This window comes from Undibacterium sp. CCC3.4 (assembly GCF_034347425.1).
GTDB lineage: Bacteria > Pseudomonadota > Gammaproteobacteria > Burkholderiales > Burkholderiaceae_D > Undibacterium.
Genome location: NZ_CP133779.1, coordinates 2,679,282 through 2,705,107, shown reverse-complemented (window position 1 = coordinate 2,705,107; position 25,826 = coordinate 2,679,282). Strand labels below are relative to the sequence as shown.

General features: G+C 55.8%; 19 protein-coding genes and 1 rRNA gene. 7 read left to right on the top strand and 13 right to left on the bottom strand.

Translation table 11 applies throughout. The features are described from left to right. Nucleotides 1-65: 65 nt before the first annotated feature. The 4 genes from RHM61_RS12050 to RHM61_RS12035 form a co-directional block, all read right to left on the bottom strand. Nucleotides 66-1,553, bottom strand: a complete 1,488-nt coding sequence (locus RHM61_RS12050; protein WP_322247553.1) for a hypothetical protein — start codon at nt 1,551-1,553, stop codon at nt 66-68. Nucleotides 1,554-1,809: 256 nt separating this feature from the next. After that, nucleotides 1,810-3,030 carry a nucleotidyltransferase family protein gene (locus RHM61_RS12045; RefSeq protein ID WP_322247552.1) on the bottom strand — a complete coding sequence of 407 codons (1,221 nt, stop codon included), beginning with the start codon at nt 3,028-3,030 and terminating at the stop codon, nt 1,810-1,812. Further along, complete coding sequence (cysC, locus tag RHM61_RS12040; RefSeq protein WP_322247551.1) at nt 3,027-3,584, bottom strand: adenylyl-sulfate kinase; 558 nt, start codon at nt 3,582-3,584, stop codon at nt 3,027-3,029. The genes RHM61_RS12045 and cysC overlap by 4 nt, the downstream gene beginning before the upstream one ends. 481 nt (nt 3,585-4,065) lie before the next feature. Beyond that, entirely contained in the window at nt 4,066-5,274 is a 1,209-nt protein-coding gene (locus tag RHM61_RS12035; RefSeq protein ID WP_322247550.1) for a hypothetical protein, read from the bottom strand. Nucleotides 5,275-5,436: 162 nt separating this feature from the next. On the opposite strand from RHM61_RS12035, the gene RHM61_RS12030 reads away from it, so the two are divergent. The 7 genes from RHM61_RS12030 to RHM61_RS12000 all read left to right on the top strand — a co-directional run bounded on the left by RHM61_RS12030 (nt 5,437) and on the right by RHM61_RS12000 (nt 11,985). Then, nucleotides 5,437-7,221 carry an asparagine synthase-related protein gene (locus tag RHM61_RS12030; RefSeq protein ID WP_322247549.1) on the top strand — a complete coding sequence of 595 codons (1,785 nt, stop codon included), beginning with the start codon at nt 5,437-5,439 and terminating at the stop codon, nt 7,219-7,221. Between the two features lie 149 nt (nt 7,222-7,370). Then, the gene (locus RHM61_RS12025; RefSeq protein WP_322247548.1) at nt 7,371-7,514 is read left to right on the top strand and encodes a hypothetical protein; all 144 of its coding nucleotides are present in this window, start codon (nt 7,371-7,373) and stop codon (nt 7,512-7,514) included. Between the two features lie 116 nt (nt 7,515-7,630). Continuing rightward, nucleotides 7,631-8,527 (top strand): hypothetical protein, encoded by an 897-nt coding sequence (locus RHM61_RS12020; protein ID WP_322247547.1) that lies wholly within the window; start codon nt 7,631-7,633, stop codon nt 8,525-8,527. After that, the gene (locus RHM61_RS12015; RefSeq protein ID WP_322247546.1) at nt 8,524-9,399 is read left to right on the top strand and encodes a sulfotransferase domain-containing protein; all 876 of its coding nucleotides are present in this window, start codon (nt 8,524-8,526) and stop codon (nt 9,397-9,399) included. Before RHM61_RS12020 ends, RHM61_RS12015 begins: the two co-directional genes overlap by 4 nt. 50 nt (nt 9,400-9,449) lie before the next feature. Further along, entirely contained in the window at nt 9,450-9,716 is a 267-nt protein-coding gene (locus RHM61_RS12010; protein WP_322247545.1) for a PqqD family peptide modification chaperone, read from the top strand. Nucleotides 9,717-9,721: 5 nt separating this feature from the next. Then, nucleotides 9,722-10,195: a lasso peptide biosynthesis B2 protein gene (locus tag RHM61_RS12005; protein WP_322247544.1), complete on the top strand. Its 474-nt coding sequence runs from the start codon at nt 9,722-9,724 to the stop codon at nt 10,193-10,195. Between the two features lie 2 nt (nt 10,196-10,197). Continuing rightward, nucleotides 10,198-11,985, top strand: a complete 1,788-nt coding sequence (locus tag RHM61_RS12000; protein WP_322247543.1) for an ABC transporter ATP-binding protein — start codon at nt 10,198-10,200, stop codon at nt 11,983-11,985. A gap of 4 nt (nt 11,986-11,989) precedes the next feature. Here the strand turns inward: RHM61_RS12000 and recD are convergent, their stop codons facing one another. From recD to rrf, 9 genes are all read right to left on the bottom strand, one after another. Then, nucleotides 11,990-13,957, bottom strand: a complete 1,968-nt coding sequence (recD, locus tag RHM61_RS11995; protein WP_322247542.1) for an exodeoxyribonuclease V subunit alpha — start codon at nt 13,955-13,957, stop codon at nt 11,990-11,992. A 2-nt stretch (nt 13,958-13,959) separates the two neighbouring features. Further along, nucleotides 13,960-17,625 (bottom strand): exodeoxyribonuclease V subunit beta, encoded by a 3,666-nt coding sequence (recB, locus tag RHM61_RS11990; protein ID WP_322247541.1) that lies wholly within the window; start codon nt 17,623-17,625, stop codon nt 13,960-13,962. Beyond that, nucleotides 17,622-21,083 (bottom strand): exodeoxyribonuclease V subunit gamma, encoded by a 3,462-nt coding sequence (gene recC, locus RHM61_RS11985; RefSeq protein ID WP_322247540.1) that lies wholly within the window; start codon nt 21,081-21,083, stop codon nt 17,622-17,624. The genes recB and recC overlap by 4 nt, the downstream gene beginning before the upstream one ends. 883 nt (nt 21,084-21,966) lie before the next feature. Beyond that, complete coding sequence (locus RHM61_RS11980; protein ID WP_322247539.1) at nt 21,967-22,518, bottom strand: GspH/FimT family protein; 552 nt, start codon at nt 22,516-22,518, stop codon at nt 21,967-21,969. After that, nucleotides 22,509-22,976 (bottom strand): type II secretion system protein, encoded by a 468-nt coding sequence (locus RHM61_RS11975; RefSeq protein WP_322247538.1) that lies wholly within the window; start codon nt 22,974-22,976, stop codon nt 22,509-22,511. Before RHM61_RS11975 ends, RHM61_RS11980 begins: the two co-directional genes overlap by 10 nt. Beyond that, the gene (locus tag RHM61_RS11970; RefSeq protein WP_322247537.1) at nt 22,951-23,670 is read right to left on the bottom strand and encodes a pilus assembly protein; all 720 of its coding nucleotides are present in this window, start codon (nt 23,668-23,670) and stop codon (nt 22,951-22,953) included. The genes RHM61_RS11975 and RHM61_RS11970 overlap by 26 nt, the downstream gene beginning before the upstream one ends. A gap of 15 nt (nt 23,671-23,685) precedes the next feature. After that, nucleotides 23,686-24,690: a PilW family protein gene (locus RHM61_RS11965; protein WP_322247536.1), complete on the bottom strand. Its 1,005-nt coding sequence runs from the start codon at nt 24,688-24,690 to the stop codon at nt 23,686-23,688. Continuing rightward, nucleotides 24,687-25,253: a type IV pilus modification protein PilV gene (gene pilV / locus RHM61_RS11960; RefSeq protein WP_322247535.1), complete on the bottom strand. Its 567-nt coding sequence runs from the start codon at nt 25,251-25,253 to the stop codon at nt 24,687-24,689. The genes RHM61_RS11965 and pilV overlap by 4 nt, the downstream gene beginning before the upstream one ends. Nucleotides 25,254-25,620: 367 nt before the next feature. Then, nucleotides 25,621-25,733: ribosomal RNA gene (gene rrf, locus RHM61_RS11955) — 5S ribosomal RNA — on the bottom strand. Nucleotides 25,734-25,826 lie beyond the last annotated feature (93 nt).

Below are 25,826 nucleotides of genomic sequence, written 5' to 3'. Positions count from 1 at the left end.
AACTGATACTTAAAAACCCGCCGCCATCACATTATGAAAGGCTGCGGTAGTACGTGGTGCGCGATTTATTTACCTGGGACGCCAAGCGGGAAGCTGAGCGAAAGGTCGATCAGGTTCGAGTCTAAGGCACCTTTGAATGAATGCACTCGGCCCAAACCGAGTTTGATGCGCGCGCTGCGGCCGATATCGTAACTGGCATACGCCAGCGCCTGCGCCAGCGCGCCACCATTGCTGGCGACACCGCCACCACCACCGGCACCGGCCAGTACTTCGGCACCGCCGCCGTAACCACCACCAAAGGCAGTGCGGGCACCAAGGCCGACCAAGCCGACTGAATAGCCGCCGGCATGACCGGAAAAGGCGCTGTGAGCTTGGGCGCTGAAATACGTGTGCTCTGTAATGTTGCGGTTGATTTTTAAGCCCAAGGTGTCGAGATTGGCGCGTTCACCGCTGTAGCGTGCGGCCTTGAGGTAATGCTGGCCGGTGGCTTCCCAATCCATGCCGCGTATGTTACGTTGCGCGGCCAAGCGGCTGTCGAGATCGAGGCCAAGTTGCAGATTCAAGTATTTGGCTTTGAAACTGCCGTTCGGGGCATCGACCAAGCCACCTTCCAGAGCCACATACAGGTCGCGACTGAGGTAGGTTTTGGCATACACACCGGCTTTCGCCAAGGCGCCACCACCGACCGGTACTTTACCGCCGCCACCCATACCCAAAGCCACGCGAGCACCGATGCGGCTGTTGGCACCGAGCGGATATTCGGCACCGATCAAACCGAGCACTTCGGCATAGCCATCGGCACTGCCACGCACGGCCGCGCCGCTTTCCAAACCCCAGTAGAAATTGTCGCTGAAAAATTGGTCGGCACGAAAGCCGGCATAGCCCAGCTTGCCGCTGTAAGCAGCGCCAGCCAAATTATGCACGCCGCTGTTCGGTTGATAGCCGCCGCCGACCAAGCTGATGCGGTCGAAACCGATGCCGCCGCGTTGGCCGATGGTCAGCTCTTGGCCTATGCCGGACGGGCTGCTGAAAAGAAAACTATCGTCAATGGCGACGACCAAGCCAAGTTGCTTACTGCTGATAGAACCATTAGGAAAGCGCACTTCCGAAGCGGAGATGCCGGCGCTGACTTGTTTGAATTTCCACATCAAGTCTATATGTGGGCGCAGCATCAAGCCGCCACCGACTGCCGCGGCCCCGCCACCGCCGCCGCCGACATACAAACCGGTCTCGAGCGAAAGTCGCGCGAACAAGGGTTTTTTCCAAGCCAGTTCAGCGCCGCCGGTAAAAAAACCGCCGCGCTGACCAGTGATGGCACCGTAAGCGGCCGGGCCAAACAGCAAGCCTGGCACGGTTTCCGGCGCAATCTGCACGAGGTAGCTGCCGCCTACTAAGCCCATGGTTTCACTGCCGGGCAATTGCAAGCGCTCAAAGCCGAAGCGGACTTCGACCGGGCGTGCCGTCAGGTCGGTCTCAGCTTGAGCTGTGCCGCAAGCAATGGTGCAGGCAGCCATGATCAACGAGGAACAGGCGTGCAGCTTAAAAGGAATCATGTCAATTTTCTTATTCAGGATATGGGGTGCTACTGTCGGCGCTTACAACGCAGTGCCAGACGAGAACGTTGACAGCGCGCCGATTTAGTGAGCAAAAACCCCTTTGAGCTTAAGTTCGCGCCCATTTTAACGTCAAAATCTGAAATTGCCTACGCGATCGGACTGGAATAGCAAATAAATAATTATTTATTTAATATTTTCCAGCTTGATTTTTAAATATCATTAAAACAAATAAATACAAGCTCAGGTTCGGCGCTTAGCCGACTGCACTGCGTCTGGCTTTCCAAATTTGCAGCCGACGTATGCTCCAGGTGAAGGGCCGGAGTAAAAAATACACGGGTTCCCATTTATGCGGCAAAGGAATTAATTCGAAATCTCTGATGTTCGGGTTAAACATCCATAAACAATACCAAAGCAAAATTTTCGGTTTGATGGCGGTGCTGATGCGGTTCGCATACAAACGTAGCAATAAATGAAATGGTGGCGACTCCATCCAACTTTCCGGGCCGGACTGGAATTGACGAATCGCTTGCCATTGTTTAGGGCTGATACGGTAACGAAAGCCGGCGCGCATGGGCGCGCTCAAGGCTACACCGCAGTATTGTTCGGCCAGCAGCAAAGCTTGTTGGAGCGCGAAGCTTGCACCCACTTGATCGGCACGCTGCCAAATCAAGGGCCAATCCAATTCGATTTGTTCTATCACATTCGGTAAATCGTACAGCCATTTCAACCGACCCCAGCCGTGCTTGCTTCCGTGTACGCACAAATAGATCAGTAAATCTTCGGCATTGAAGCCGGCCAAGCCGGTATTGGCTAGTCTCGATATGCTGCTACTGTTGAGATGCGCCATCGAAAATTCGTAGGGATTGTAGGTGGGCCGCCAGTGCAGTTCCAGCTTAGGGAAACCGGCACGATACAAGCCGATGTCGTAACTGATATTACGCAAGATTTTTGAAGTAAAAAATTTTTCGAATGAGCTGGTATTCGATGTCCAGCCGTGCGTGGCCAACATCTGATACGCAGCCCGCAAATTTTCCGGTTCGACCAGCAAATCGATATCGCCGACATCGCGTGCCGCCAGATCATGGTAGGCGCGCAAGGCGACATCGAGCCCCTTCATGACAAACACCGGAAACGCCGGTTTGAGTTGCGCCATTTGATGCAGCGTTTGCAGCGAGCGCATCGCTTTCTGCGCATTGTTTTTGTAACGTCTGGCCAATTCATCGATCAAGGCCGCATCGAAGGTAGCGGCTTGATGTTGTTTTAAATTACAGTACACGAGGGCCGACACTTTGTGGCGGCGCGCTAATTCAATTACTTTCTTGGTGTCGAGCGCTTGTTTTGCCAGCGCAATCTGTCGTTCCACATCGCAGTGTTTCGCCACGGGACGGCAGCACGTCAGCAGCAATTCAAATTCCGGCCCTTGGTCACGCGGGTCTAGCGGGCAAGCGCCGCGGCGGTCGTAGCTTGGTGTCATAGTCGATTCTTTTCTTGCTTGCTTGAGTTGCTCATGTGGCTATGCAGGGTAGACAGCACATTGTGTACCGCTTGCTCGGTCGTCAGTTGTGCAGTATCGATCTGCAGTTGCTCTTGACTCGGTACTTCATAGGGTGCACTGACACCGGTGAAGTCGCTGATTTCCCCGCGCCGCGCGCGCAGATATAAACCCTTGGCATCGCGTTGCTCGCATACTGATAGCGCGGTCGAGACATACACCGACACCCAATGCGCAGCGCCGATGATGTGCCTGGCCATCTCGCGATCACTGTGCAAGGGTGAGATAGTCGCCACCAAGACTGTCAGGCCGGCTTGGTTCATCAATGCCGCGACTTCGGCAATACGACGCAAATTTTCGCGTCGATCGGCGGGAGAGAAACCCAGGCCTTGACACAAACCTTGCCGCATGATGTCGCCGTCGAGCACAGTACAGGCATGGCCACGCGCCCTCAATGCCTTTGCGGTGGCCGTGGCCAAGGTCGATTTGCCGGCACCGGAAAGGCCGGTAAACCACAGTGTGCTTGCAGTCGTCATAAGCTAAGGGGATAACAAAAAAACAATTTAATGGATCGTCGCAAGCGACGATGGAAAAGACTCTGGAAGGGGTTTGCATCCCCTCCCATCGCGTCGCTCCTTCGTCGCTCACCGGCCCCAAGAGGCTGTCGCAAAAGCCTGATGGACGTTTTTTACACCTGAAACACCGCATACCTCGTCATTCCCGCATGCCACAGCCTCGTCATTCCCGCATGCCACAGCCTCGTCATTCCCGCATGCTTTTGGCGGGAACCCAGCGTCGTTTTTTACACTGAAAATGCCACAATTTCTGGCATTTTCAGTTAACCACGAACGCCGCTGGGTTCCTGCCAAAAGCGCGCAGGAATGACGTGGCCACCAGTCAGGGTAATGATACCGACTCATTACCCTTTTGCGACAGCCTCTGAAGGCCGGGGTTTCAAACCCTAGTCAGATTTTTGATGAAGGAAAAAATAAAACACTGTTTGCTCATCAGCAATTATTAATGATAATCATCAATGGCATATTTGGCAAGCAATGGCCCACGCACCGTTTGCCACGCCCCAGTACCCCAGGTGGTATTACCTTCCAACAGTAAGGCCCCCTCTTGGCTGAGTATGAAATCCCAGGCGGCCCCGTACAAATCGGGGGCCAAGGCGGCATGGGCAGAAAGCGCCGAGCGGGCAGCTTGGGCCCAATGTGGCAGTAAATGCAGTTGTGCTGCTTGCCAGTATAGTTGGGCGCGGTTGCTCTTGATCTGTGGCAGTACAATCAATTGCCCGGTTTCCAGATCCAAGGGCTGTATCTGGTAGTGTTTTATTCCATCGGGAATTTCTAAGTAAGCGAGTTCGATGCGGCATTGTCCGGCTGCGCAGGTACTCAACACGCGCAGGGTGATCAGTTCTGGATGAATGATGTCAAGCGCTGGCGCGTTGGTATAGCAAGCTTGCAGTAGAAAATCGTTTTTTGCCGCAGCGACTTTCCATGCCTGCCGAGCCTGCCTGCTGTGGTGCGGCGGCTGTTCGTATTCTTGCCAGTACAGGGCAGCACCCTCGCTGCGACGTAAATAAAAACAGTGCTTGCCGGCCGACCCATAGCGCGGCTTTAAAAAAGCTGGCAAGGGAAACTGCGACCAATCCGGTTCGGGACTGCCTTTGCGCAGCAGTGCCAGATTCGCCGCCGCCGCGATGCCTAATTCGGCGAATTGGCGGCTGCATATATGCTTGTCGGCCAAGGTTTTGATGGCGGCCGGATGAACATTACCATCACGCCAGCGATGGAATGCTGCGCATTCATTCGGAAACAGGTAAGCCCAAGGCTTACTTCCTGACAGATACAGCTGATGGTGGCACGACACCCCCGGCACCATGCCATGCGCCAAGCTCAGTCTGAGTAAGCGCAAGAATAACTGCATCTGTGTCAGGCGGTGCGCTGGATCGATTTGCGCATGTTGGCTGCGGCTGACTTTCCAACTGTCACGCCAAGCATACCAGCCTATCCAACGCAGCCACAGTAACAGTTCAAACAACAGCCACAGCGCACGCGGCAATTTGCTCGGCGTTTGCCACCAGAATTGGCGGTGCAAGCGTATCAACGCATTCTGCCGCGGCAACAGATAGCGCCAGCTGATCAAGCCATGTGCGGTGTGGCGCACAATGAATTGTTGAGATGCCAGCCTGATGAAGCTGTGTAATATGGCTGATATCGGCATGTCATGCTTCCGTAAATAGTGGTTCTGACAAATTTTCATCGCCATTGTAGCGGATCTGCTCCAGCCATCGGAGCGGGATAGCGATCGTCACTGAATTGCCTACCTAGCGTATTATATTGCCTTGTTACATCACCGATCATCTTTCCCTTTCTCGCCCTGACTATGCCCTCCCCCCCTGCGCTTCCTTTGCACGACTTAGCCAACGGCGTGGTGGCCTTTGACCTGAACCGAACGGCCAAGCCGACGCTGTCGATTGCCTTCGCCGGCAGACTGGACGAATGCCCAGCCCTGGCCGCGCGTCTGGGGCTGCGTGGGCCTGTGCCGGCAGTGACAGATTTGCTGGCACTGGCCTATCAGCGCTGGGATCTGGCTATGCCCGAGTACTTGCTGGGGGAATTTAGCTTGATTCTTCACGACAGCGCCAAGCAGAGAATTGTCGCGGCCCGCGATGCACTGGGAATCGGCAGTTTGTTTTATGCCCATCAGGGTAGCCAATTACTGGCTTGCGCGCGGATCGCCCCCTTGCTCGATCATCCGCAAATCGGCCGCCGCCTCAACCACGGCAAACTGGTACGCAGCGCATTGATTTGGATGGAGCCTGGCCCAGAGAGTTTTTACGAAGGCGTGCTGGCATTGCCCGGTGGCAGTGTATTGTGTCTTGATGCCAGCGGTTTGCGCAGCTGGTCTTACTGGCAACCAGACCCGGAACGGCGTCTCGACATCCCCGACCGCGAAGTGCCGGAAGCTTTGCGCGCGCTGCTGTTTGCTGCCGTCGAAGCGCGCTTGCCGGCGCACTCCACACCGGCGGCTTTGCTCAGCGGTGGTTTGGATTCCTCGTCTTTGGTGGCGGTGGCGGCGAGCATATTAAAAAAACAAAATCGCCGCTTGCTGGCGATGTCGGCAGTGCTGCCAGCCCATTTGCGCAGCACCATGGAAGATGAATCGGCATTCATCGCGGCCTTTTCCAAAGTCGATAATATTGATTTTCTTGAGGTCAGCGATCAGCAGCGCGGTCCGTTTGATGATGTGTCGTCGACGATACGGGCACAAGGCAAGCCTTTCATCAATTCGCGCCAGTTTCAATTTGATGCCTTTGCCCATGCCGCCACTGCGCACGGCGCAGAAACGGTCTTTGGTGGCGGTTTCGGCGAGCATGGGCCTACCAATCACGGCAACGGTTTTTATGTTGAATTGTTTCGCTCCGGTCAGTGGTGGCTGTTAGCAAAAGAATTACAAGCGAGAGCGCGAGTCTATGGCCTTCCTGTGCAACGCGTACTCAAGAGCGAATTGCTCAGACCCTTAGCACCAACTTGGCTACTCAAACTGGTTGGGCGTTCGCAGCCAGCCAGTTCCACGCACATGCTTGAGCAGCAGCCGTTTCAGCACGCTTATCTCGCGCAGCATTTACCGCAAGCGCCGGCCACTTTGTTGGCGCAGTTAAGTCAGTCAAGCCAAAGCTATCGCCATCCCCGCGCGATACAGGCGTCCAGTATTGCCAAATTCCAGACACAAGCCGGATTACGCGGAGCGAATGAGCTTGGGGTGCATTTTTCCTTGCCTTTGCTCGATCAACGCATCATCGAATTTTGCTTGGCTGCGCCTACCCATCTGAAGGTCAGCAATGGTTATCCGCGCAGTTTGATACGCCACGCGATGAATGGCCTATTGCCAGCGCAAATACAGTGGCGTACCAGTAAGCAACCGTTTTCCCCTGATTTTCATTTGCGCTACAACCGCCAACGCTACTTGGCCGAACAATTGTTCGCCAGCATTGGTGCTCACGATCCGATACGCGCAGTCATCGATGTGGCGCGTTTGCAAAAGATGGTCGGGATAGAGATGCAAAGCAATCGTTGCGATACGCAAATTGACTTCGCCGCCATGCACATGGTGCCACGCGCAATTTATTTAATCCAATTTTTACGGCAATTCCCTGAATTTGCCTAGACGCAATAACTATGTTACGATTAGTCTATATTACTACGTGTAATATGCTCAGGGAAACGGAAAAAATTTACTCAATTGCGTGAAATTGTCATGTAAGTCGTCTCCACCTGCTTCAACAAATTGTGACTTTTTGTCAATGGAGAAAAGATATGACAACACCGCTGCTGTATATCTCCGAGCAAATTGATTCGGAACGCCGCGCTTACGCTGCCCCCATATTGGTACAGCTCGGCAATGAAAAAACAGATGGAAAATCATCCACTCTAGGTGCGGATAGCAGTTCAAATTCTTAAGTAGTTTCAGGCTTCCCGCTTAAAAAATTAATTTACCAGTCTGCCAAGGCAGCGGATGACATCGGCACCAAGCATTTGATTGCGACATTGTTCCACCCCATCTTTACTGAACTGTCATGCCATATCATTATCAGCTATACCAATTCGGTATTTCCAGCCAAATCGCCCTGCCAGAATTAGCCCCCGCAGAAGATCAAAGCAGCGAAGTCAGTATTGTCTACGGCGCAGTGCTGAGCACGATCACCGCCACGGCGCGCCAACTCGGTCCTTTTTTATGGGCGACCGAACAGGAATTTTGCTTGCAGGTACCCGGTGTCGCCGCATTTCTGGTTCGCAATGGCCAGGAAATCATCGTCGAAACCGAAGCCGGCATTGATGAGGCCAGTGTGCGCGTGTTTTTGCTCGGCTCGGCCATGGGTATTCTGATGTTTCAACGCCGATATCTGGTCTTGCATGGCAATGCGCTGCAAGTCGGTGATGCTTGCCTGGTCTGCGTCGGCCCTTCCGGTGCCGGCAAATCAACTCTGGCAGCGGCCTTGATGCAACGCGGTCACCGGCTGTTGGCCGATGATGTAGTGCCGGTGAATGCGCAATGCCAGGCCTTACCAGGTTTTCCCCGCATTAAGTTATGGCAAGACAGCGCCGATAAAATGCAGATCGCCACCGGCGAACTGGCGCGCATACGCCCGGACATGGAAAAATTCAATTTGCCGACCTTGAATGCGATGGCCAGCTCTGCTTTGCCGATACGCTGGGTGTACATTCTGAGCAATCATAACCGAGATGAGTTTGTCTTTGAAACCGTGCGCGGTATGCGGCGCTTCCCGGTCTTGCAAGAAAATACTTATCGGGTACGGTTCTTGGAAGGAATGGCATTGAAGGCACATCATTTAAGCTTGTGCGCCCAGTTGTCGAGCCAAATCAAACTGGTGCGCGTGACGCGCCCGAACACCCGCTTCGCGCTCGATGAACTGGCCGAGCGCATTCTGGCCGATGCGGCAGAACGGGCATGAGTACGGCGAGCGGCATCTACTGGCTGGCCTCTTACCCGAAATCGGGTAATACTTGGATGCGCGCGTTCATCGCCAATTTACAGCGCGGCCAAGATGGCGAAGTCGATATCAATGCGCTGGAAACCGGCGGTATTGCCAGCAGCCGTAGCTGGCTCGATGAACTATTGGGTTTCGACAGTGCCGATTTAAGTCCGTCAGAAATTGAAGCGCTACGCCCAGCCGTTTATCGCTGGACGGTAGAAAAAGAAAACACGGCCTTGGCCTACCATAAAATACATGACGCTTATCTGCGTCTGGCAAACGGTGAACCGCTGGTCAACCGAGAAGCCACGCGCGGTGCCTTGTATATTTTACGTAATCCCCTTGATGTCGCCATTTCAGCCTCGCACCACTGGGGCTGCAGCATAGACGGCGCGATCGAGCGCATGGGGAAAACTGATTTTGCTCTTTCAAAAAACCAGCATGGCCTGCAGTCGCAAGTCACCCAGCGCTTGCTGAGCTGGTCGCAACATGTACGCAGTTGGGTCGATGCCGAGAACTTAGCTTGTTGTGTGCTGCGCTATGAGGATATGCTGGCCGATGGCTTGGCCAGCTTTACTCGGGCCAGCCAGTTTTTGGAACTGCCGGCCGAGCCAGCGCGGATACAACAAGCGATGGCCCACAGCAGCTTTGAAAAACTCGCAACCCAGGAGCAGGAAAAAGGATTTCGTGAGCGCTCGGCCAAAGCTGAGCGTTTTTTTCGCAGCGGAACCGCCGGCGGCTGGCGCGATGTTTTGAGCACGGCGCAAATTGATCGGGTACTGCGCGATCATGGTGCAGTCATGTTACGCTTCGCTTATCTTGATGCGAATGGCTCGCCTTTTTCGGTTTGAAAAATTATATTTACGCTGTTTGATTCACTTATTTCAGTTAGGAGCCAAGCATGTCCAAGTTTATCATGCGTCATCCCGATTTATTGGCCGTTCCTATGGATGGCGACTTGGTCATGATGAGTATCAGCCAAGGACGTTACTACGGCATTAATCCGGTCGGCGCAATCATTTGGGAAACCTTGCAAACACCGCAGACCATGGAACAGTTGTATCAAGCCGTGGTAGCGGAGTTTGCCGTCGATGCAGAAACCTGCGCCAACGACGTGCAAAGCTTCATCACCCAGTTGTTGGATGCGCAGATCGTTCAATACGCATGAGGCTGTTGAGCTTGGCAGCTCGCAAGTTGCGTAATTTTTTGCGTCAACCGCGGTTTTTTCAATTGGGATTTTTCCCCACTTGGTGTCTGCTTGGCCTGGCGCGGATGGTGGTGCTCAGCGTACCGTTTCGTCAAATTGCGCCGCGTCTGGGCCAACATGCCGGGGTCAATGCGGCCGTGCCTTTGCTGACGCCGGCGGCGATTTTTCGGGCGCGTCAAATTTCCCACCTGATCAACGGCAGCGCCCGTTATTGTCCTTGGAATGCGAATTGTTTTGCACAAGCGATTACGGCGCGCTGTTGGCTCAAAGTTTATGGCATTCCCTATGCCTTGTATTTCGGCTTAAAAAAAGATGCCGAACAAAAACTGCTGGCCCATGCCTGGGTCTGTGCCGGTCCGGTGTATGTAACGGGTGGAAATAGTTTTTCTGAATTTACTGTGGTCAGCATGTTTCTCTCGCCAGCGCTATGGGCACGCTGAGCATGCCCGAGCTGTCGGCATGGCAGAGTGCTCAGGCATTTTTTCGTTTGATACGCCAAGAGCCGCGTCGCCCGCTGCTGATGTTAGGGCTGTGCATGGCCATCGTCAGCGTCAGTGAGGGTTTTGGCGTCAGTTTGCTGGTACCCTTGTTTGCTTTATTGCAGGATGCGGCCCACACCGGCATACCAAGGCCGAGCGCTTTCAACGGCATGCTGGCGCGCAGTTTTTCCGCGCTATCGATGCCCTTTCAAGGCTTGAGTATTTTGCTGGTTTTTATCAGCTTACAAGCGCTGAAAACTGTCGCCCAGTTTTTTCGAGAAATCCTGTCTACCGAAATTCAATGCAACCTGGTTGACCGTTTACGCGAGCGCTGCTTGATGGCGGTATTGAAAAGTGAGTGGACTTGGCTATCGCAACGGAATAATGCAGAATATGCGAATCTGTTGCTGACCGATATTAACCGCATCGGCTTCGGTCTGAATTTTTTCATCCAGCTCAGTAGTGTGATGGCGCAACTGCTGGTGTATACCATCGCGGCGCTGTGGCTATCGCCACCGATGACGGCGCTGGTATTGAGCGCCGGGATACTGATGTTTTTCACCGAAAGCCGTTTGCGGCGCGAAGCCTTACACTTGGGCGCGGGCTTGGGTCTGACTTCGCAGCGGCTGCACAGCACGGTACAAGAAAGCCTGCAAGGTATCAAGTTAGTCAAAATTCTCGGCAATGAATCACGTCACTTGCAAAATTTTTTGCAATCGATGCAAGGCTACCGCCAGCAATTGATGCGCTTTCAACGCAGCGCCAGTTATTCACGCGCACGCGCGCAACTGCTTGCCAGCTTGATGCTGGCCGTCTTACTGTATACCGGACTGGAAGTCTGGCATTTGCCTCTCGCGGAGTTGGCCGCCTTGATCTTGGTTTTTTCTCGCTTGATGCCGCTGGCTGCGCAATGCCAACAGCACTTGCAGCAGTGCTTGCACACTCTGCCAGCGCTGGCTGACACCGAAAGGGTCTTGGCCCAGTGCCGTGAAGCGGCGGAACCAGAGACTGCTGCGGTGGCGCCGACATTTTCGCATCAGTTAACGTTACACGGCATAGACTTCCATTACCCGGGCCGCGAGCGCGCCGCGCTCAAGGCGATCGATCTGACGATTGTCGCCAATACCACCACCGCCATCATCGGCGAGTCGGGTGCGGGAAAAAGCAGCTTGGCCGATATGCTGATGGGCTTGCTGCGCCCCGAGCACGGCACGATGTCGATCGATGGCAAGGTACTCGATGATGCACAGCGGGTGCAATGGCGTCATGCGCTGGCCTATGTGCCGCAAGAACCAGTCCTGTTCAATGACACGATACGCAGCAATTTGTTGTGGGCGCTGCCGGATGCGGACGACACCGCATTATGGTTAGCTTTGGATAAAGCCGCCGCCGGTTTTGTGCGTGATTTACCACTGGGACTGGCGACGCTGGTCGGCGATCAGGGCTTGCGTTTATCTGGCGGCGAGCGCCAGCGGATTGCCCTGGCACGTGCCTTATTACGCCGCCCGGCCTTGCTGTTGCTGGATGAAGCCACCAGTGCACTCGATGTGGAAAATGAAGAGCGGATCCGTCAGGCCATCGTTGATCTGCATGGCAATCTGACGGTGGTGGCCATCGGCCATCGCTTGGCCAGCTTGCAGCATGCCGATCATGTGGTGGTGATGGAAGCCGGACGCATAGTGCGTCAAGGCACTTGGCAGCAGGTGCAAGCAGCCGACGCGGCGAAACACCTGACGCGCGCCGACAGTTGATTGTCTACGGTGCTTGCAAGGCCGCGCGCAAACCGCTGGCTCGCTCGGTTTTCAGTGCCAAGGCGCTCTGCCATACCGCTAAAACCGGGCAAACTAAAGTAAATTGGCGGCGTGCGCGGGTGATGCCGGTGTAGATCAATTCACGGGTGATCACCGGTGACATGTCGGGTGGTAACACCAGCACGGTGTGGGCGAATTCGGAACCCTGCGATTTGTGCACCGTCATGGCATAGGCGGTCTCGACATAGCGCAAGCGCGAAGCGAGAATACTGCGTAGCTGTTGACCGTCGAGAAAATACACGCGCAAACTTTTTTGTGGATCAGGGTCTGGCAAAGCCAAACCGATATCGCCATTGAAGACGCCGGCACTGTAGTCGTTCCGCGTCACCATCACCGGTCGACCGCTATACCATTCGCCCTCGCGCTGGATATGGCCTTGGGCATGCAAGCTTTGTTCTATCGCCAGATTGAGTCCGGCCACACCCCACTCGCCTTCCCGCACCGCACACAAAATACGAAAGCCTTCGAAGGCATCGAGCACTTGTTTTACCCATGCCAAGTAGTCGGCGCTGGTAGCAGCGCGCGGCATTTGCGCCAGCAAACTCAGATAGGCTTGATAAGCACCTTCGGCACCGGCCCGACCCTGCCCGGCCAAGCGTAACAAAGCGGCTGGGCTAGTGGCATCGAGCCAGGCCAAGCTGGCGTCGTGACCACGCCGCAGTACGGCAGCAGCGCTGGCGGCCGCGCCGGCATTCACCGCACGCGCCAACTCGCCGATGGCACCGGCAAAGCGGCGGCTGTGGCGCAGCATGACGGTTTGCTGGGCCAGTGCAGTGCCGTCACCGCGCAGCTCGGCCGGCACCAGTTGCTGTGTGCAGCGTTTCAGATAGTCGACGGTACTGGCATGGTAGCCACCGCTGACGGCGTCGCCACACAAATCGCCGAGTACCGCACCAGCCTCAACCGAAGCCAATTGATCTTGATCACCGAGCAAAATCAGCATGGTTTTACGCGGTAAGGCAGCCAACAAGGCGGCCATCATTTCCACATGCACCATCGAGGCTTCGTCGACGATGAGCACATCCAGGTCGAGCGGATTACCGGCATGATGACGAAAACTCCGGGTATCAGGTCGCGCCCCCAAGAGGCTGTGTAAGGTGCGTGCCGGACCAAGGTGGGCAATGAATTCGCTCAGCGCAGTGCTGCGCGTGGCCAGTTCGCTGAAGGCTTGGTCTATCGATTGCCGCAAACGCGCGGCGGCCTTGCCGGTTGGTGCGGCCAAGGCGATGCTGGGCTGTGTGCCCGCCGGGGCGAGCAGCAGCAAGGCTGCCAACAAGCGTGCCACGGTATAGGTTTTACCGGTGCCGGGGCCGCCGGTAATGATGCTAAAGCGAGCGCGTAAGGCGATGGCGGTGGCGATTTTTTGCCAATCAGGGCTGGGCTCGCTCGCCGGTTCGGCGACTGCGATTGCGGATAGAAACAAGTCATCGAGCAAATCTGTCAGTACCGTTTCATCGCGCTCGATGGTATCAGCGGCACGCGCACGCACGGCCGTGGCGATCAGCGTTTCATCCTGCCAGTAACGGCGTAAATACAGTCGCTGTGCTTGCAATACCAAGACTTGCTGGGCATCAGGTGCAGCGCTGTCAGCGTGATAAATATAAGGGCTGGTGGCCAACACTGCATGCCAGTCGGCTTGATTCGATGGCAGCTCATGCGCAGCGCGCAGCGCTTCCCATTCTTCGTTCGGCCATTCCAATACTGCCGCCGGATCGCGCGCCAGCGCTGCCAAGTCCAGGCAGATATGGCCGCGTGCTTCGATTTCAGTGAGCATGGCCGCGGCCAGCAAAACGGCCGCGTCGCGCACGCCCAAGCTATGTAAAAACCGCGCAAAAGCCAGCGCCAGCCGGCGCACTTGGCCGCGCTCGCTCAGTTCAGACAGACTCTGTAAGACAGTATCGTTGTCAGGCATGATCAGTGGGTTTCCTCGGTGACAGTGGAGACGGCCTGGCGCATGACCAAGTCGAGATCGCGCAGAAAGTCTGCGCTCGGTAGCACGTGGTAGCAGCCATGGGTCTCGGGATGCTGTAAGCCGCGCAAGAAAAAGAAAATCGCGCCACCCAAGTGCTGGGCCGGATCGTAGTGCGCACCCAAACGCTGCTGCAGCAAGCGGTGCAGCGCCAGCAGATAAATCGCCGCTTGCACATCATAGCGATGCGCGGCCATGGCCAGAGTCAACGCACCGATATGGTAGGCGGCGTCATCGGCACCGAGCGCATTCGATTTGTAATCGAGTACCCAGTATTTACCCTCGTGTTCAAACACCAGATCGGCAAAGCCCATCAACAAACCTTGCAAGCGACGCTCGCTCAACTGCGGTCGCGCTTGTCCTGCCAATAAATGCTGGCGACACAAGTTATCCAGCGCACGACTGGCAGCAGCTTGGCAAGGAAACCAAAATTCCATTTCGGCGATACGCTCTTGCACCTGCAGCAAACTGCTTTGTATCGGCGGCAGCTGCGCGCAGACGATGGCAGTGAGCCACTCGTTGAGATCCGCTTGATGATGGTCCCAGCCGGCCCGTAAAGCACGTTGTGCCAAGCGGGTATTGAAATGTTCATCTTCGATGACAGTAAAACCTTCTCCGGCAATCCATTCCAATTGTTCGTGCAGAAACTGGCCCGGCACGGCACCACGTGGGAAGCGATGCCAGGCTTGCTTCGGCAGCGACTGGTGTTTCGGTGTCACGACCAAGGGCAGCACTTCATCTTCAAATAATTTGCTGTCATCGGTGCGCTTGGCCGAAAAATCGGCACTCAGATTCCTGGCGATGGAAGAAAAACTGGCGACTAGCCAGTGGCGTTCGAAGTTGGCACGATAGGCAGGAAATTCCAAGGCAGCGACGCTGCGAATTCGGCGCGGCAGCGGGGTACAGCCAGCCGCATCGCTGAGCTCGGTGATGTGAATGGCAGCGCACGCGCCTTGCAATGCGGCGAAGATGGGCAAGATGGGTGCATCAATGGCGGCACCACCATTGAGCAGATAGCCGAGTGCCGAGTGCTGTAAATTTTGCTTGTAATTTGATACGCCCAGCCACAGCGCATGCGAGGCGCGCGTGACGGCCACATATAGCAGGCGCAAATCTTCTTCCAGACGGGCGCGTTCCACCGCTTGTTGCGCCTCGTCCGATAGCCCGAGGTCGAGCACGCTGCGGCCGCTGGCATCGGTGTATTTGAAAAAGCTTTGCTTGGTTTTTGTTACCTGCCGGGCAGCGGCGGCGAAGGGAACGAACACCAACGGAAATTCCAAGCCCTTGGATTTATGTATCGTGATCACTTTCACCAGCTCGGCATCGCTTTCCAGGCGCAGTACATGTTCCTCACTGCCCTCGCCTTGGCCGCTGATTTGTTCGGATAACCAGCGGATCAGCGCTTGTTCGCCATCAAGTTGAGCGCTGGCGGCTTCGAGCAATTCGGCCAGGTGTAGCAAATTGGTGAGACTGCGTTCACCACCGCGCTGACCCAGCAGTTTTTCTGGTAAGGCGAGTTCGTGGATGAAGCGCCGCATCGCCGCCAACACGCCCTGCCGCTGCCACACCAAGTGCCATTGCTTGAGTTGCTCAAGGCGCAGTTCCCAAGCGGCGTCATCGGCAGCTAATTCGCTTAATTGTCGTAGCGTCAGCAAGGCGGTTTTAGTAGCGAAAGCGGCGCGTCCGTATTCGATACTCAGCGGTTCAGCCCAGGCTTGCAGCCAACACAGGACGTCGAGCGCTTCGGCGCTGCGAAAAATCGAATCTTGATCCGATAAGTAGACGCTGGCGATATCGCGTTCTTGCAGGGCACGCCGGATGGCGGCGGCCTCATGACGGTCGCGTACCAAAATAGCGATATCGGCCGGTTGCAGCGCGACGAAGGCGCTTTGGGTTTGAAAGCCAGTCTGCGTCGAACCCAATTGCTGGGCGATATATTCGGCGCAGTGTTGGGCAAAAAAATACTGCGCTTGCTCTTTATTGGCGTCGCGTTGCTCGGCGATTTGGAACTGTAAAGCCGCTGCGCTTTGCGCCGGTGTCGCGGCCCGATACACGCTGCCTCGGCCTTGCGCCTGCACGGCTTCGAACGGCACCGGGTTGTCGTGTGCGGTTTTGAAGTGGAAGGCACCGGCCTGATGAGCGCTCAAACCGGACTGTTGTTCGGCATACAGAAACAATTGATTAACGGCGGCCACCAAGGGCAGGGTCGAGCGGTAGTTAGTACCGAGCAGATAATGCCGTCCGCTGCAAGCACGGCGCGCCGCCAAATAACTATGGATGTCGGCACCACGAAAGCCGTAAATCGATTGTTTCGGGTCGCCGATCAGGAATAAGCCCAACTCGGGCAGATTGCTTTGCACCTGATACAGCGCATCAAAAATTGCATATTGCTGTGGTGAGGTATCTTGAAATTCATCGATCAAGGCCACTGGGTATTGCTCAATAATACGTGCGCGCATCGCCACCCGATTCGCCCCGGCCAAGGCCAAGCCTAAGCGCTCGAGTAAGTCTTTGAAGCCGAACTGATGCTGCTGCTGTTTCAATTCTTCCATGCGCGCGCCAACCTGAGCAACGGCATGTCGACACAGCTGATGACCCAAGGGTTCGAGTGCCGCCAGCGCCAGTTGCAAGCCTTCGAGTTCGAAAAATACCGGCGGGAGTGTCGCTTGATAGCCCTTGTTACAGGCCGCGGCTAAGGCTGAAGGGTGGAGTTTCTCAAAAATTTTATCGCTTAGCTGCGGCCATACTTGTTCGGCATCGCTGGCCCAGACAGCCAGGGAATCTAGCCATTTGTGCAGGCTGGCCGGACGTAATTTAGTACCGCTGAATTGTTTCGGAGCGCGTTCGGCTTCGGTCGCGAACCAGGCAACGATGCTGACCACCTTATCCGGCCAGCCCTGTTTGATTACTGCCAGCGCCTGCTGTTGTTCGGCCAAGCTTTGCGCCAGAAAACTTTGCAGCGTTTGTGCCGCTGGCGTGGCGAGCAAGGCTGCTTGCGGCAGTAACTGACGCAGCGTCTGACTAAGCGCGCTGACATCAGGCCACACTGCAGCGACAGCGCGCCAGTGCGCGGCAGTGAGTGGATACACGTGACCGCGCCAGTAATCGCGCACAGCATTGTCGAACAGGTTTTGTTCATTAGCCAGCAAGGTTTCGTCGAACAGGCAGCCGCTGTCGAATGCATGTTCACGCAGCATGCGCTGGCACCAGGCATCGATGGTAAAGATAGCGGCGTCATCCATGGCATCGGCCGCCATGGCCAAGCGGTAAGCAGCTTGTTGACGCGCCGTTTCATCGGGGTAGTCTGCCAACAGATTTTGCAGGAAGGGGTCGCCGGCACAGGGCTGCGCTTGCCGAAACAAATCGGCTGCTTCAGCCAGACGCAGGCGTATGCGCTCCGATAATTCCCGCGTGGCAGCACGGGTGAAGGTCATCACCAGAATTTCTGAGGGATGCAGCGGCCGCTGAAAGCCACTGTCGGCGTCGCCATGGCCTAACACCAGACGCAAATACAGCGCCGCGATGGTCCAAGTTTTACCAGTGCCGGCGCTGGCTTCGATGAGGCGCGAGCCATGCAGCGGGAAATACAAAGGATCGAGCAGATGACTCATGTGAAAGTTTCCTGGTTAGCCGCAGCACGCAGCGGCGCGGCGCTGTCGTCGCTGCCGCTGAGAGGTCGGATCTCGAGCGTGGCGCAGCAATCGAATAAGGCCTGATACAAGGCTTGCGCGGCAGGTTGCCACTGCGGGTGTCGGCTCAGTTCTTGGTAGTCACGCCAAACCCGCGCCAGATAGCGATTGTCGACTTCGCCGCTGAATTGATGGCCACCGTCATAGACCGGCTGCGGATCGACACCGGCCAACCAAGCCAATGCAGTTTTGCAGGGGGCTGGGTAGAGGTGATCCAAACCGGCGCGCCACAAGGGTAGCAAATTAGTTAAGGCGGTTACGGCCGCACTGGCGTCGAACGGGGCGATAGCGATATGGGCGTCACGTGCAATCAGATGAATAGTGATCTGCAAACCGCCAGCCGAGGCGAACAATTGGCGCAGCCAAGCAGCGATCAATTGTTGCGGACGCACGACACCTTTCCCATCGAGTGCGCGCGCGGCACTTTGCATCAAGCACACGGTGCTTTGCCCATCGCTGCGCAAGGGGCTGAGCCAGTCAGAAAAAATAATACCTTGGTGTTCGAAACGCAGTGGGCAGCGTTCTGCATCGAGCGGAAATTGTTGGCGTAACAGTAGGTAAGCACGCCGTACCGGTAGTAAATCGTTGATCAATTTTTCTTGCCACTGTAAGCCAGCCCAACTGATAGGCAAAGCCCCTTCGCGCGCCAGTGCAGCGGCTTGCCGCGTCAGTTGCGGGCGCACTTGGTCGAGTGTTTCTTCGTCGGCATCATTTCTCAACAAGCGCTCGGCAAAAGCATATTCTTGCAAACCATTAATGGCGAAGGCTTCTTCATCGTCGCTACTGAGCGCTTCGGCATCGAAGCTCACGCCCAATCGTTTTTGAAAGAAATAGGCCACCGGCTGGCGCATGAAACTATGTAATTCCCGCAGCGTGAGGCGAAATTGTGCATCGATTTCCGCCTTAGGAATGCTTTCTTCGCACAGCGGCGTGGGCACGTCTGGCGCGGCACGGTGTGCAGCACCCCATTCAAAGGCATAGGTCTGCGGTCGCGCCGGTCCGGGGAAAAAATATTTTTCACTGAATGGTTGCAGTGGATAGTCGGTGGTATGACTAGCTAAGTCGATATCCCATCCGGCCCGCAAATAATCCTGCAATTGCGATACCAATACCGAAGGCGCTTGCAAGGAGTTATCGCGGATATGACGACCGGTCCAACTGATGAGCAATTTATCCCGCGCCGACAGCAAGGCTTCCAACATCAGGTAACGATCATCGTCGCGGCGCGAACGGTCACCGGGACGCGCCATGCCGGGCGCGGCGAGTAAATCAAAGTCGACTTGTTGGCTACGGCGCGGGAAATCGCTTTCATTCATACCGGCCAAACACACCACACGGTAAGGCATAGAACGCATAGGCATGAAGGTGCAAAACGTCACGCCGCCGGAAATGAAGCGTTGATTCAGACTGGCTTCATCCAAACCATCGAGCCAGGCTTGACGAAACACTGCCAGCGGGACGGCTTCATCGAAATCGGCCTGGGCGCATAAGTCGGCCCAGTTGATCAGGGCTTGCTGCAAGCGCGCGAGTAAAATCCGATCGGCTTCATTTTCGGCCAGAAAAAAGCGCTCGAGCAGGGTACGCGCCAGGCTCGCCCAAGCCGCTGGCAGCAAGGTGCCGAGCAAGACTTCGCGCCAGTGCATGAGTTCAGCCACCAATTCAGCCAAGGCACCGGCCAAGCCGGCATCGAGTCCGCTGATTTCGGCATACGGTGCAATATCTTGATAAGCCGGGCTGCGGCCACTGGCATAGCCAAGCAAAATACGACGTATCCCGAACAACCAGGAATTTTGTTCACCGGCGGCAGCTAAGCCTAAGCCAGCGCGATGTTCACGATCGAGGCCCCAACGGATGCCCGCCCCTTGTATCCAAGATTTCAGTTTCGATAAATCGCTGGGGTCGAGCCCAAAACGGGCGGCCAGCGCTGGTACATCGAGCAAATCGCAGATTTCACTTTGCAGGCAGCGCTGTTGCGGCAGCCGCAGCAGCCATTCGAGGGCAATCAACAGCGGTTGATTGACGCGTGCCGAACCATCGGCGATTTCATAGGGAATCATGCGCGCATCACTGCGCTTGTACTGACCGAACACGGCACCGATGGCGGCCGAAAAGCGGGCGATGTCAGGCACCATGACGATCACGTCTTTCGCTTGCAATGCCAGTTGACCAGCGGCCGGTGCTGCCGCCAGCAGGGTGAGCAAACGATCGTGCAGGATTTCAACTTCGCGCTGCACACTGTGGGCAATATGAAATTCCACCGATTGATCTTGTGCGTTAATCGTCTGCTGCGGATGTTCTGCCAAAGGCAGCAAATCGCGAATCGCCGCCTGCATCTGGGCCAGCAGATGCGCGCCCGGCTGCTCGGAAAACAAATCGATCTTGAGATTATTAAAGCGACCGCGCGCCGCTTCGTCCTGATCGAATTCGTCGAGCATGCGGATGAAATCGCGTCCCAGCTTACCCCACGCGGCTAACAAGGGGTGGCTGTGGCTGTGCAAGGCCGCCAGCGGTACGTGGGCCAGGTCACGGCCATGCCGCGCCGGTTGCCGTTTGAATTGGGCTTTGAGTAATTCGCGGCCGTCGATGATGTCGCCCCAATAAAACTGACAAGGATTCGGCACCGCTAATATGACTTGGGTATAGTCGGCCAAGGCTGCCAGCGCTTCAAGCGTTTGGCGCGGCAATGCCGATACACCGAAGACCACCACTCGGCGCGGCAATTGCTGTTGCGGCGTTTGCAATGCTGCGCAGGCAGCGAGAAAGCGTTGATGCACATTGACGCGACCGAGTTGCCGCTGCTGCTCAGGCAAATCCTGCAAAATGGCGCGCCACAATCGAGCTTGCCACAACTGATCCGGGCTCAAGGGCTGGGCGCTGCCATCGCCACGCAAAATTTGATCACGCCCATGCTGCCAATCGCTGAGCCAATCACTGCGGTACATTTGGTAAAGATCGATCAGATCGGCCAGGCGACTGACCAGTTGCAGCCGCCGTTCCGGCTGACCATCGGCTAAAAAATGCTGTAGCGGTTCAAACTCAGTTTGTTCCAGTAAGGTCGGAATCACACGCATCAAGCGCCAAGTCAGCGGCGCTTTATCGAGAAAAGAGCTGGCTGGAATGGCATGGCGGCCTAACATGGCTCGGTACACGGTCCAAAGAAAACGACCAGGTAATTCAATACGAGTAGCTGCGCATATACCGGTTTGTTCGGCCAGTGCGATTTTAAGCCATTCGGCTACGCCATTTGATTGCACCAAAAAAATCTCTTTTTCCAGCGGTGCCAGCGGATGCTGGCCTATCCATTCGAACACAGCGGCCTGAAGTTGTTCAAGCTGATTGCCATGTAGAATAATTAATCCGGGGGTAATGACTGAAGACATGAAAAATCCTGTTGTCGCGAAGTGCGATACACCGTGCCTACCGGCTGCACCGGCAAACAAGTATTGTCACATATTCAGATCTTATCGCATACCAGCGTGTCATCAAAAATCCGACTAGGGTTTGAAACCCCGGCCTTCAGAGGCTGTCGCAAAAGCCTGATGGACGTTTTTTACACCTGAAACACCGCATACCTCGTCATTCCCGCATGCCGCAGCCTCGTCATTCCTGCATGCCACAGCCTCGTCATTCCCGCATGCCGCAGCCTCGTCATTCCCGCATGCCGCAGCCTCGTCATTCCCGCATGCCGCAGCCTCGTCATTCCCGCATGCTTTTGGCGGGAACCCAGCGTCGTTTTTAACACTGAAAACATCATCATTTCTGGCATTTTCAGTTAAGCACGAACGCCGCTGGGTTCCTGCCAAAAGCGCGCAGGAATGACGTGGCTACCAGTCAGGGTAATGATACCGACTCACTACCCTTTTGCGACAGCCTCTTCAGAGGCTGTCGCAAAAGCCTGATGGACGTTTTTTACACCTGAAACACCGCATACCGCGTCTTTCCCGCATGCCGCAGCCTCGTCATTCCCGCATGCCGCAGCCTCGTCATTCCCGCATGCTTTTGGCGGGAACCCAGCGTCGTTTTTTACACTGAAAATGCCACAATTTCTGGCATTTTCAGTTAAGCACGAACGCCGCTGGGTTCCTGCCAAAAGCGCGCAGGAATGACGTGGCCACCAGTCAGGGTAATGATACCGACTCACTACCCTTTTGCGACAGCCTCTTTTGGCCGGTGAGCGACGAAGGAGCGACCCGATGGGAAGGGATGCAAACCCCTTCCAGAGGCTTTTCCATCGTCGCTTGCGACGATCCATTGAGTTGTTTGTTAAGAAAGCGGCTCAAGGCACTGAGACTCGCGAGCGGGGTCACATAAACGTGTACGCCCAAGAAAATTGAGTTTGATACGCCGTACATTTTTGCCCAGGGAAAAAGAAATACTGCCAGCCTGAGCCTGGTCGGTGTTCAATCGGGTGCAACTGCGACCATTCGCAGCGTAAGATAAGTACGCTGAACTCGCATCGGTAAAGCGGCTGGCGATATGCACTTCGCTAGCCGCCTGCTGAAAAAAAATATGTTCACCAGCATCGAAGCGTCCATTATGATTCTCATCGATGAATATCAGCCAACCCGTGCCCCAGTTACGCCCATCGCTCGCCGCCAAAGTCACCTTACTGCCACGCTGGCGAGCCAGTGTACGGGTCAGATGGATGGCTTGCAAAAAGTGATGGCTAACACTGTTGAGTTGGTAACGTTGACGCAATTCCATCAAACTCGGCGCGGCCAGACTCAGGGCCAGACTGGCCAAGGCCAGCCCGAACAATACGCCGGTCAGACCACGACCGCCGCGCTGCGAAGCGTATTCTTGATCTACCAACATTGCTGCCGGCTGCCGTGGCCGCTGTAGCTGTGCTTGCCACGGCTATCAAGCAGCAATTGCCCGCATACGGGATCGCTAAAATGTTGATCAACGCTTTTTGCGCCCGGCACCGCATGCAATTCTATGCAGCGCGTCGCCGCCTCGCCGGCGCAGGCTTGGGCTTGTAATTGGTAAGCGCTGCGCGCAGCAGAGAGCCCGGAATACCAAATGAAGGGGCTCGGTGCCGGTGCCTCGGCCCAAGTCTGATAAGCTTGTTGTGCGGTGAAATAGTTCTCTTGTTGCTGCATCAATTTCAGCAAGGCCACCTTGCCTTCATGCCGTTTCACCGCCACGATATGTTCATGGTAGGCAGACATGGCATAGACAGTCAGCACCGCGAGGATGCACAGGCAAAATACCAATTCGAGCAAGGTCCAGCCGAGCCTGCCCGATTCAGGAAGTACGACGTACGATGGCATCGCGCAGCTCCTCATAATTATCAACCGTACGCCAGCTTAAGCGGCGACTATGCTCGCGCTGGCTACTCTTGCGATACACCGTTTGCAAGACGATACGGGTGGCGTGATCAAACCCGAAACCGATTGCCGTGACGCGATAAACTAAGCGCCGCCGCGTAGTGCTGAGTGGTTTGGCATGCGGATCGGGCAAAGCTTCGATCAGGTAACGTGGCGCTTGGGAGGAAACAGCGGCCACCCCCTGGAGCGGCGGTTTGCCGGTGAAACGGCCGAACTCTACGCTGACACCATCAGCGCCGGCGTCAGCCAAATTCAGTCGTAACCAAGCTGTAGCGCTCGCCGCAGTGGCACTGCAAATTCCTTGCTTAGCCGCGCCGATGCCACGGCCGCATTCACTCTTGGGTGTCAACTCGGCTTCGACCGGAAACAAAGCCGCACGGGCACCGCCAGCCGGCGGGTCGATATCGATTTCGGCGTCGTTGAGTGCGGCATCCGCGGCGAGAAAAGCCGCATATCGATCGCGTTCGGCACGCGCCGCTTGCTGGGCATGCCAAGCTTGCGTGGCAGCGGAAAAACTCAATAGCGAAATAATGATCAACACAAGTAAGGCAAGCACGAGCACCACGCCTTGCAGGTGCGTGCGCCCTTGGGCAATTTCACAAGCAGGCAAATGCTGGCGAAGACGGCGGCGGCGCATAGAGACCTCTCAATATCATGGCGTCAGTGCGCCGCTTGCCAGCGCCTCGACTGGTGCTGAAAAATTACGCAAGGGCAGCGTGATTGATACGATACGGCGTAGCCGCTGCCGCTGTGCCGGTGCCAAGTCAGGGCTTGACACGGTGCTACCACGATCGGCGGCACCGCAGCATTGCGCATAGTCGCTACCGAATAAATCGTAGTCGCGCGCCGCTTCGTGCCTGCCGTCGCCGTCGCCACGACTATTACCGCTGATGAGCATAGCGATGCGCACGGCGCGCACAGCGTGCCAGTGACTGCCGCGCGCCGTACGCGCTTGGCTTGGCACTGGCGCTGCGGCGTCAAGCTGATTGACCATGCTGGCATTGAGCCATTGCCAAGCCGCGCCGCGCCCTGAGCTATCGAGCGCATACAATATTTGGAACGCGTCTACCCCCGAGATCATGGCCTGAACTTGCCAATTATCGCGTCCGCCTGCGGCCGAGTACGTTCGATATTTACACATGAGCTCGTGGTGTTGGTCAGCGCTGACGACCACGTAGTAAATACTCACCGCGTCTACCCCGCTGGGTGAGGCGCTGCCATTACAGGGGGCCATCGCAGCAGCAGCATGAAATCGCAGCGCTAATACGTCGCTGAACTTGGCGGCCTTTGCCTGAGCCACACTTAGCTCGGGAGCTAAATCATCACGACTGCCGGCATCAAGGCCACTGACGGCGAGCAGACCCTCGCTGTCGTCAGTAACAGTTGACGCCACCGTAGAAAATGGATCGACATAAGCGGCTTGCCGCAATTGCTGGGAAAAATGCGCGAGTACAAAACGGGCCGTGTCGTCGATGTCTTGCAAATCAGTTTGCGTCTGAAATTGCGCTTGCACAGCGTTGAGCAAGGTCAGTAAGCTCATCGTGATGGCAAGGCCCAAGCTGAGTGCTAACATCGTTTCGACTACCCCAAAGCCCTGCACGGCAAACCGCGCTTTGCCGCTGCGGCGATCGCTGTATCCTATGCCGTGCGCCATCATGGTACACCTGCGTAGCTCAATACGGCGACCACCACCTCCGGTGTGGACGTCGCGGCCGCACCGGCGGCGGGCAAGGCAAGCTTGCGTTGCCACGCCAATTTGATGACGAAAGGCGCATCAACTTGGTCTTGGCAGTTCCAGCGGGCGCTCGTGTCGGCGGCGGCATCACGACAAATGACGACGCGTGCACCGGGCAAAGTAGTATCAACATGTTCTAACCAGTGAGCAGAAAATGCACGCACAAATTCTGCTGCACTACAATGCGCAGCAAGGCCGTAACAATGATTAGACGCTTGGCCACGAACAGCGCTGTCGGGTTCGAGTCGCACGTCTGTGTAGATGGCTGCCAGGTCGGGCGGCATCTGCTGCAATATTTGACTCGCCTGCATGTGATCGGCCATTTCGCTGGCCAAGGCGACGGCGAGTGAGTGATAGGCGCTGTCTTGAACGCTGCGAAGCGCCGCCAGTTGCAGCGCCATGGCACCGAGCACCCCGATGGCCGAGATGGCGGCGGCAACCAAGACTTCCAGTAATGAAAACGCGCATTGATGGTTTAGACACATGATGTCTCAAACAGTAGGAAAACGAACTGTTCTTATTGTAAGCATCGCGCCAGCGCGTGAAAGACCGTTCGTCAGATCTGCTTGGTCGATGGGCGAAATATACAAGTTTTCCTGGTATCAGCTGTCGTTTATCAGATGTGCGCGTAAAATTGGGCGGCTGGGTGGACGCGTAATCGACCTGGCATGCTCTCGCCTCGTCGTTCCTGCGTAGGCAGGAATCCAGTGGCACGTCAGTGCCTTCAGGGTGGAAACGTCGAACAAGGGCAATTTCTTAAATGCCGAATTGAGCGCTTGAGCACGCCACAAACCGTTTGCGCAAAAGCAAAACCCCCGCTCTCACAAGAGAACGGGGGCATGCAGAATAGAAGCCTGACGATAACCTACTTTCACACTGGTTGCAGCACTATCATTGGCGCGTAGTCGTTTCACGGTCCTGTTCGGGATGGGAAGGGGTGGGGCCGACTAGCTATGGTCATCAGGCATAACTTGTTGATTCATTGTGTACCTCCTTACTCTGAGGCACGCAATCAATCCAATTCAGAAGAAGTAAAGTCTTAATAATCTTGTTATTTT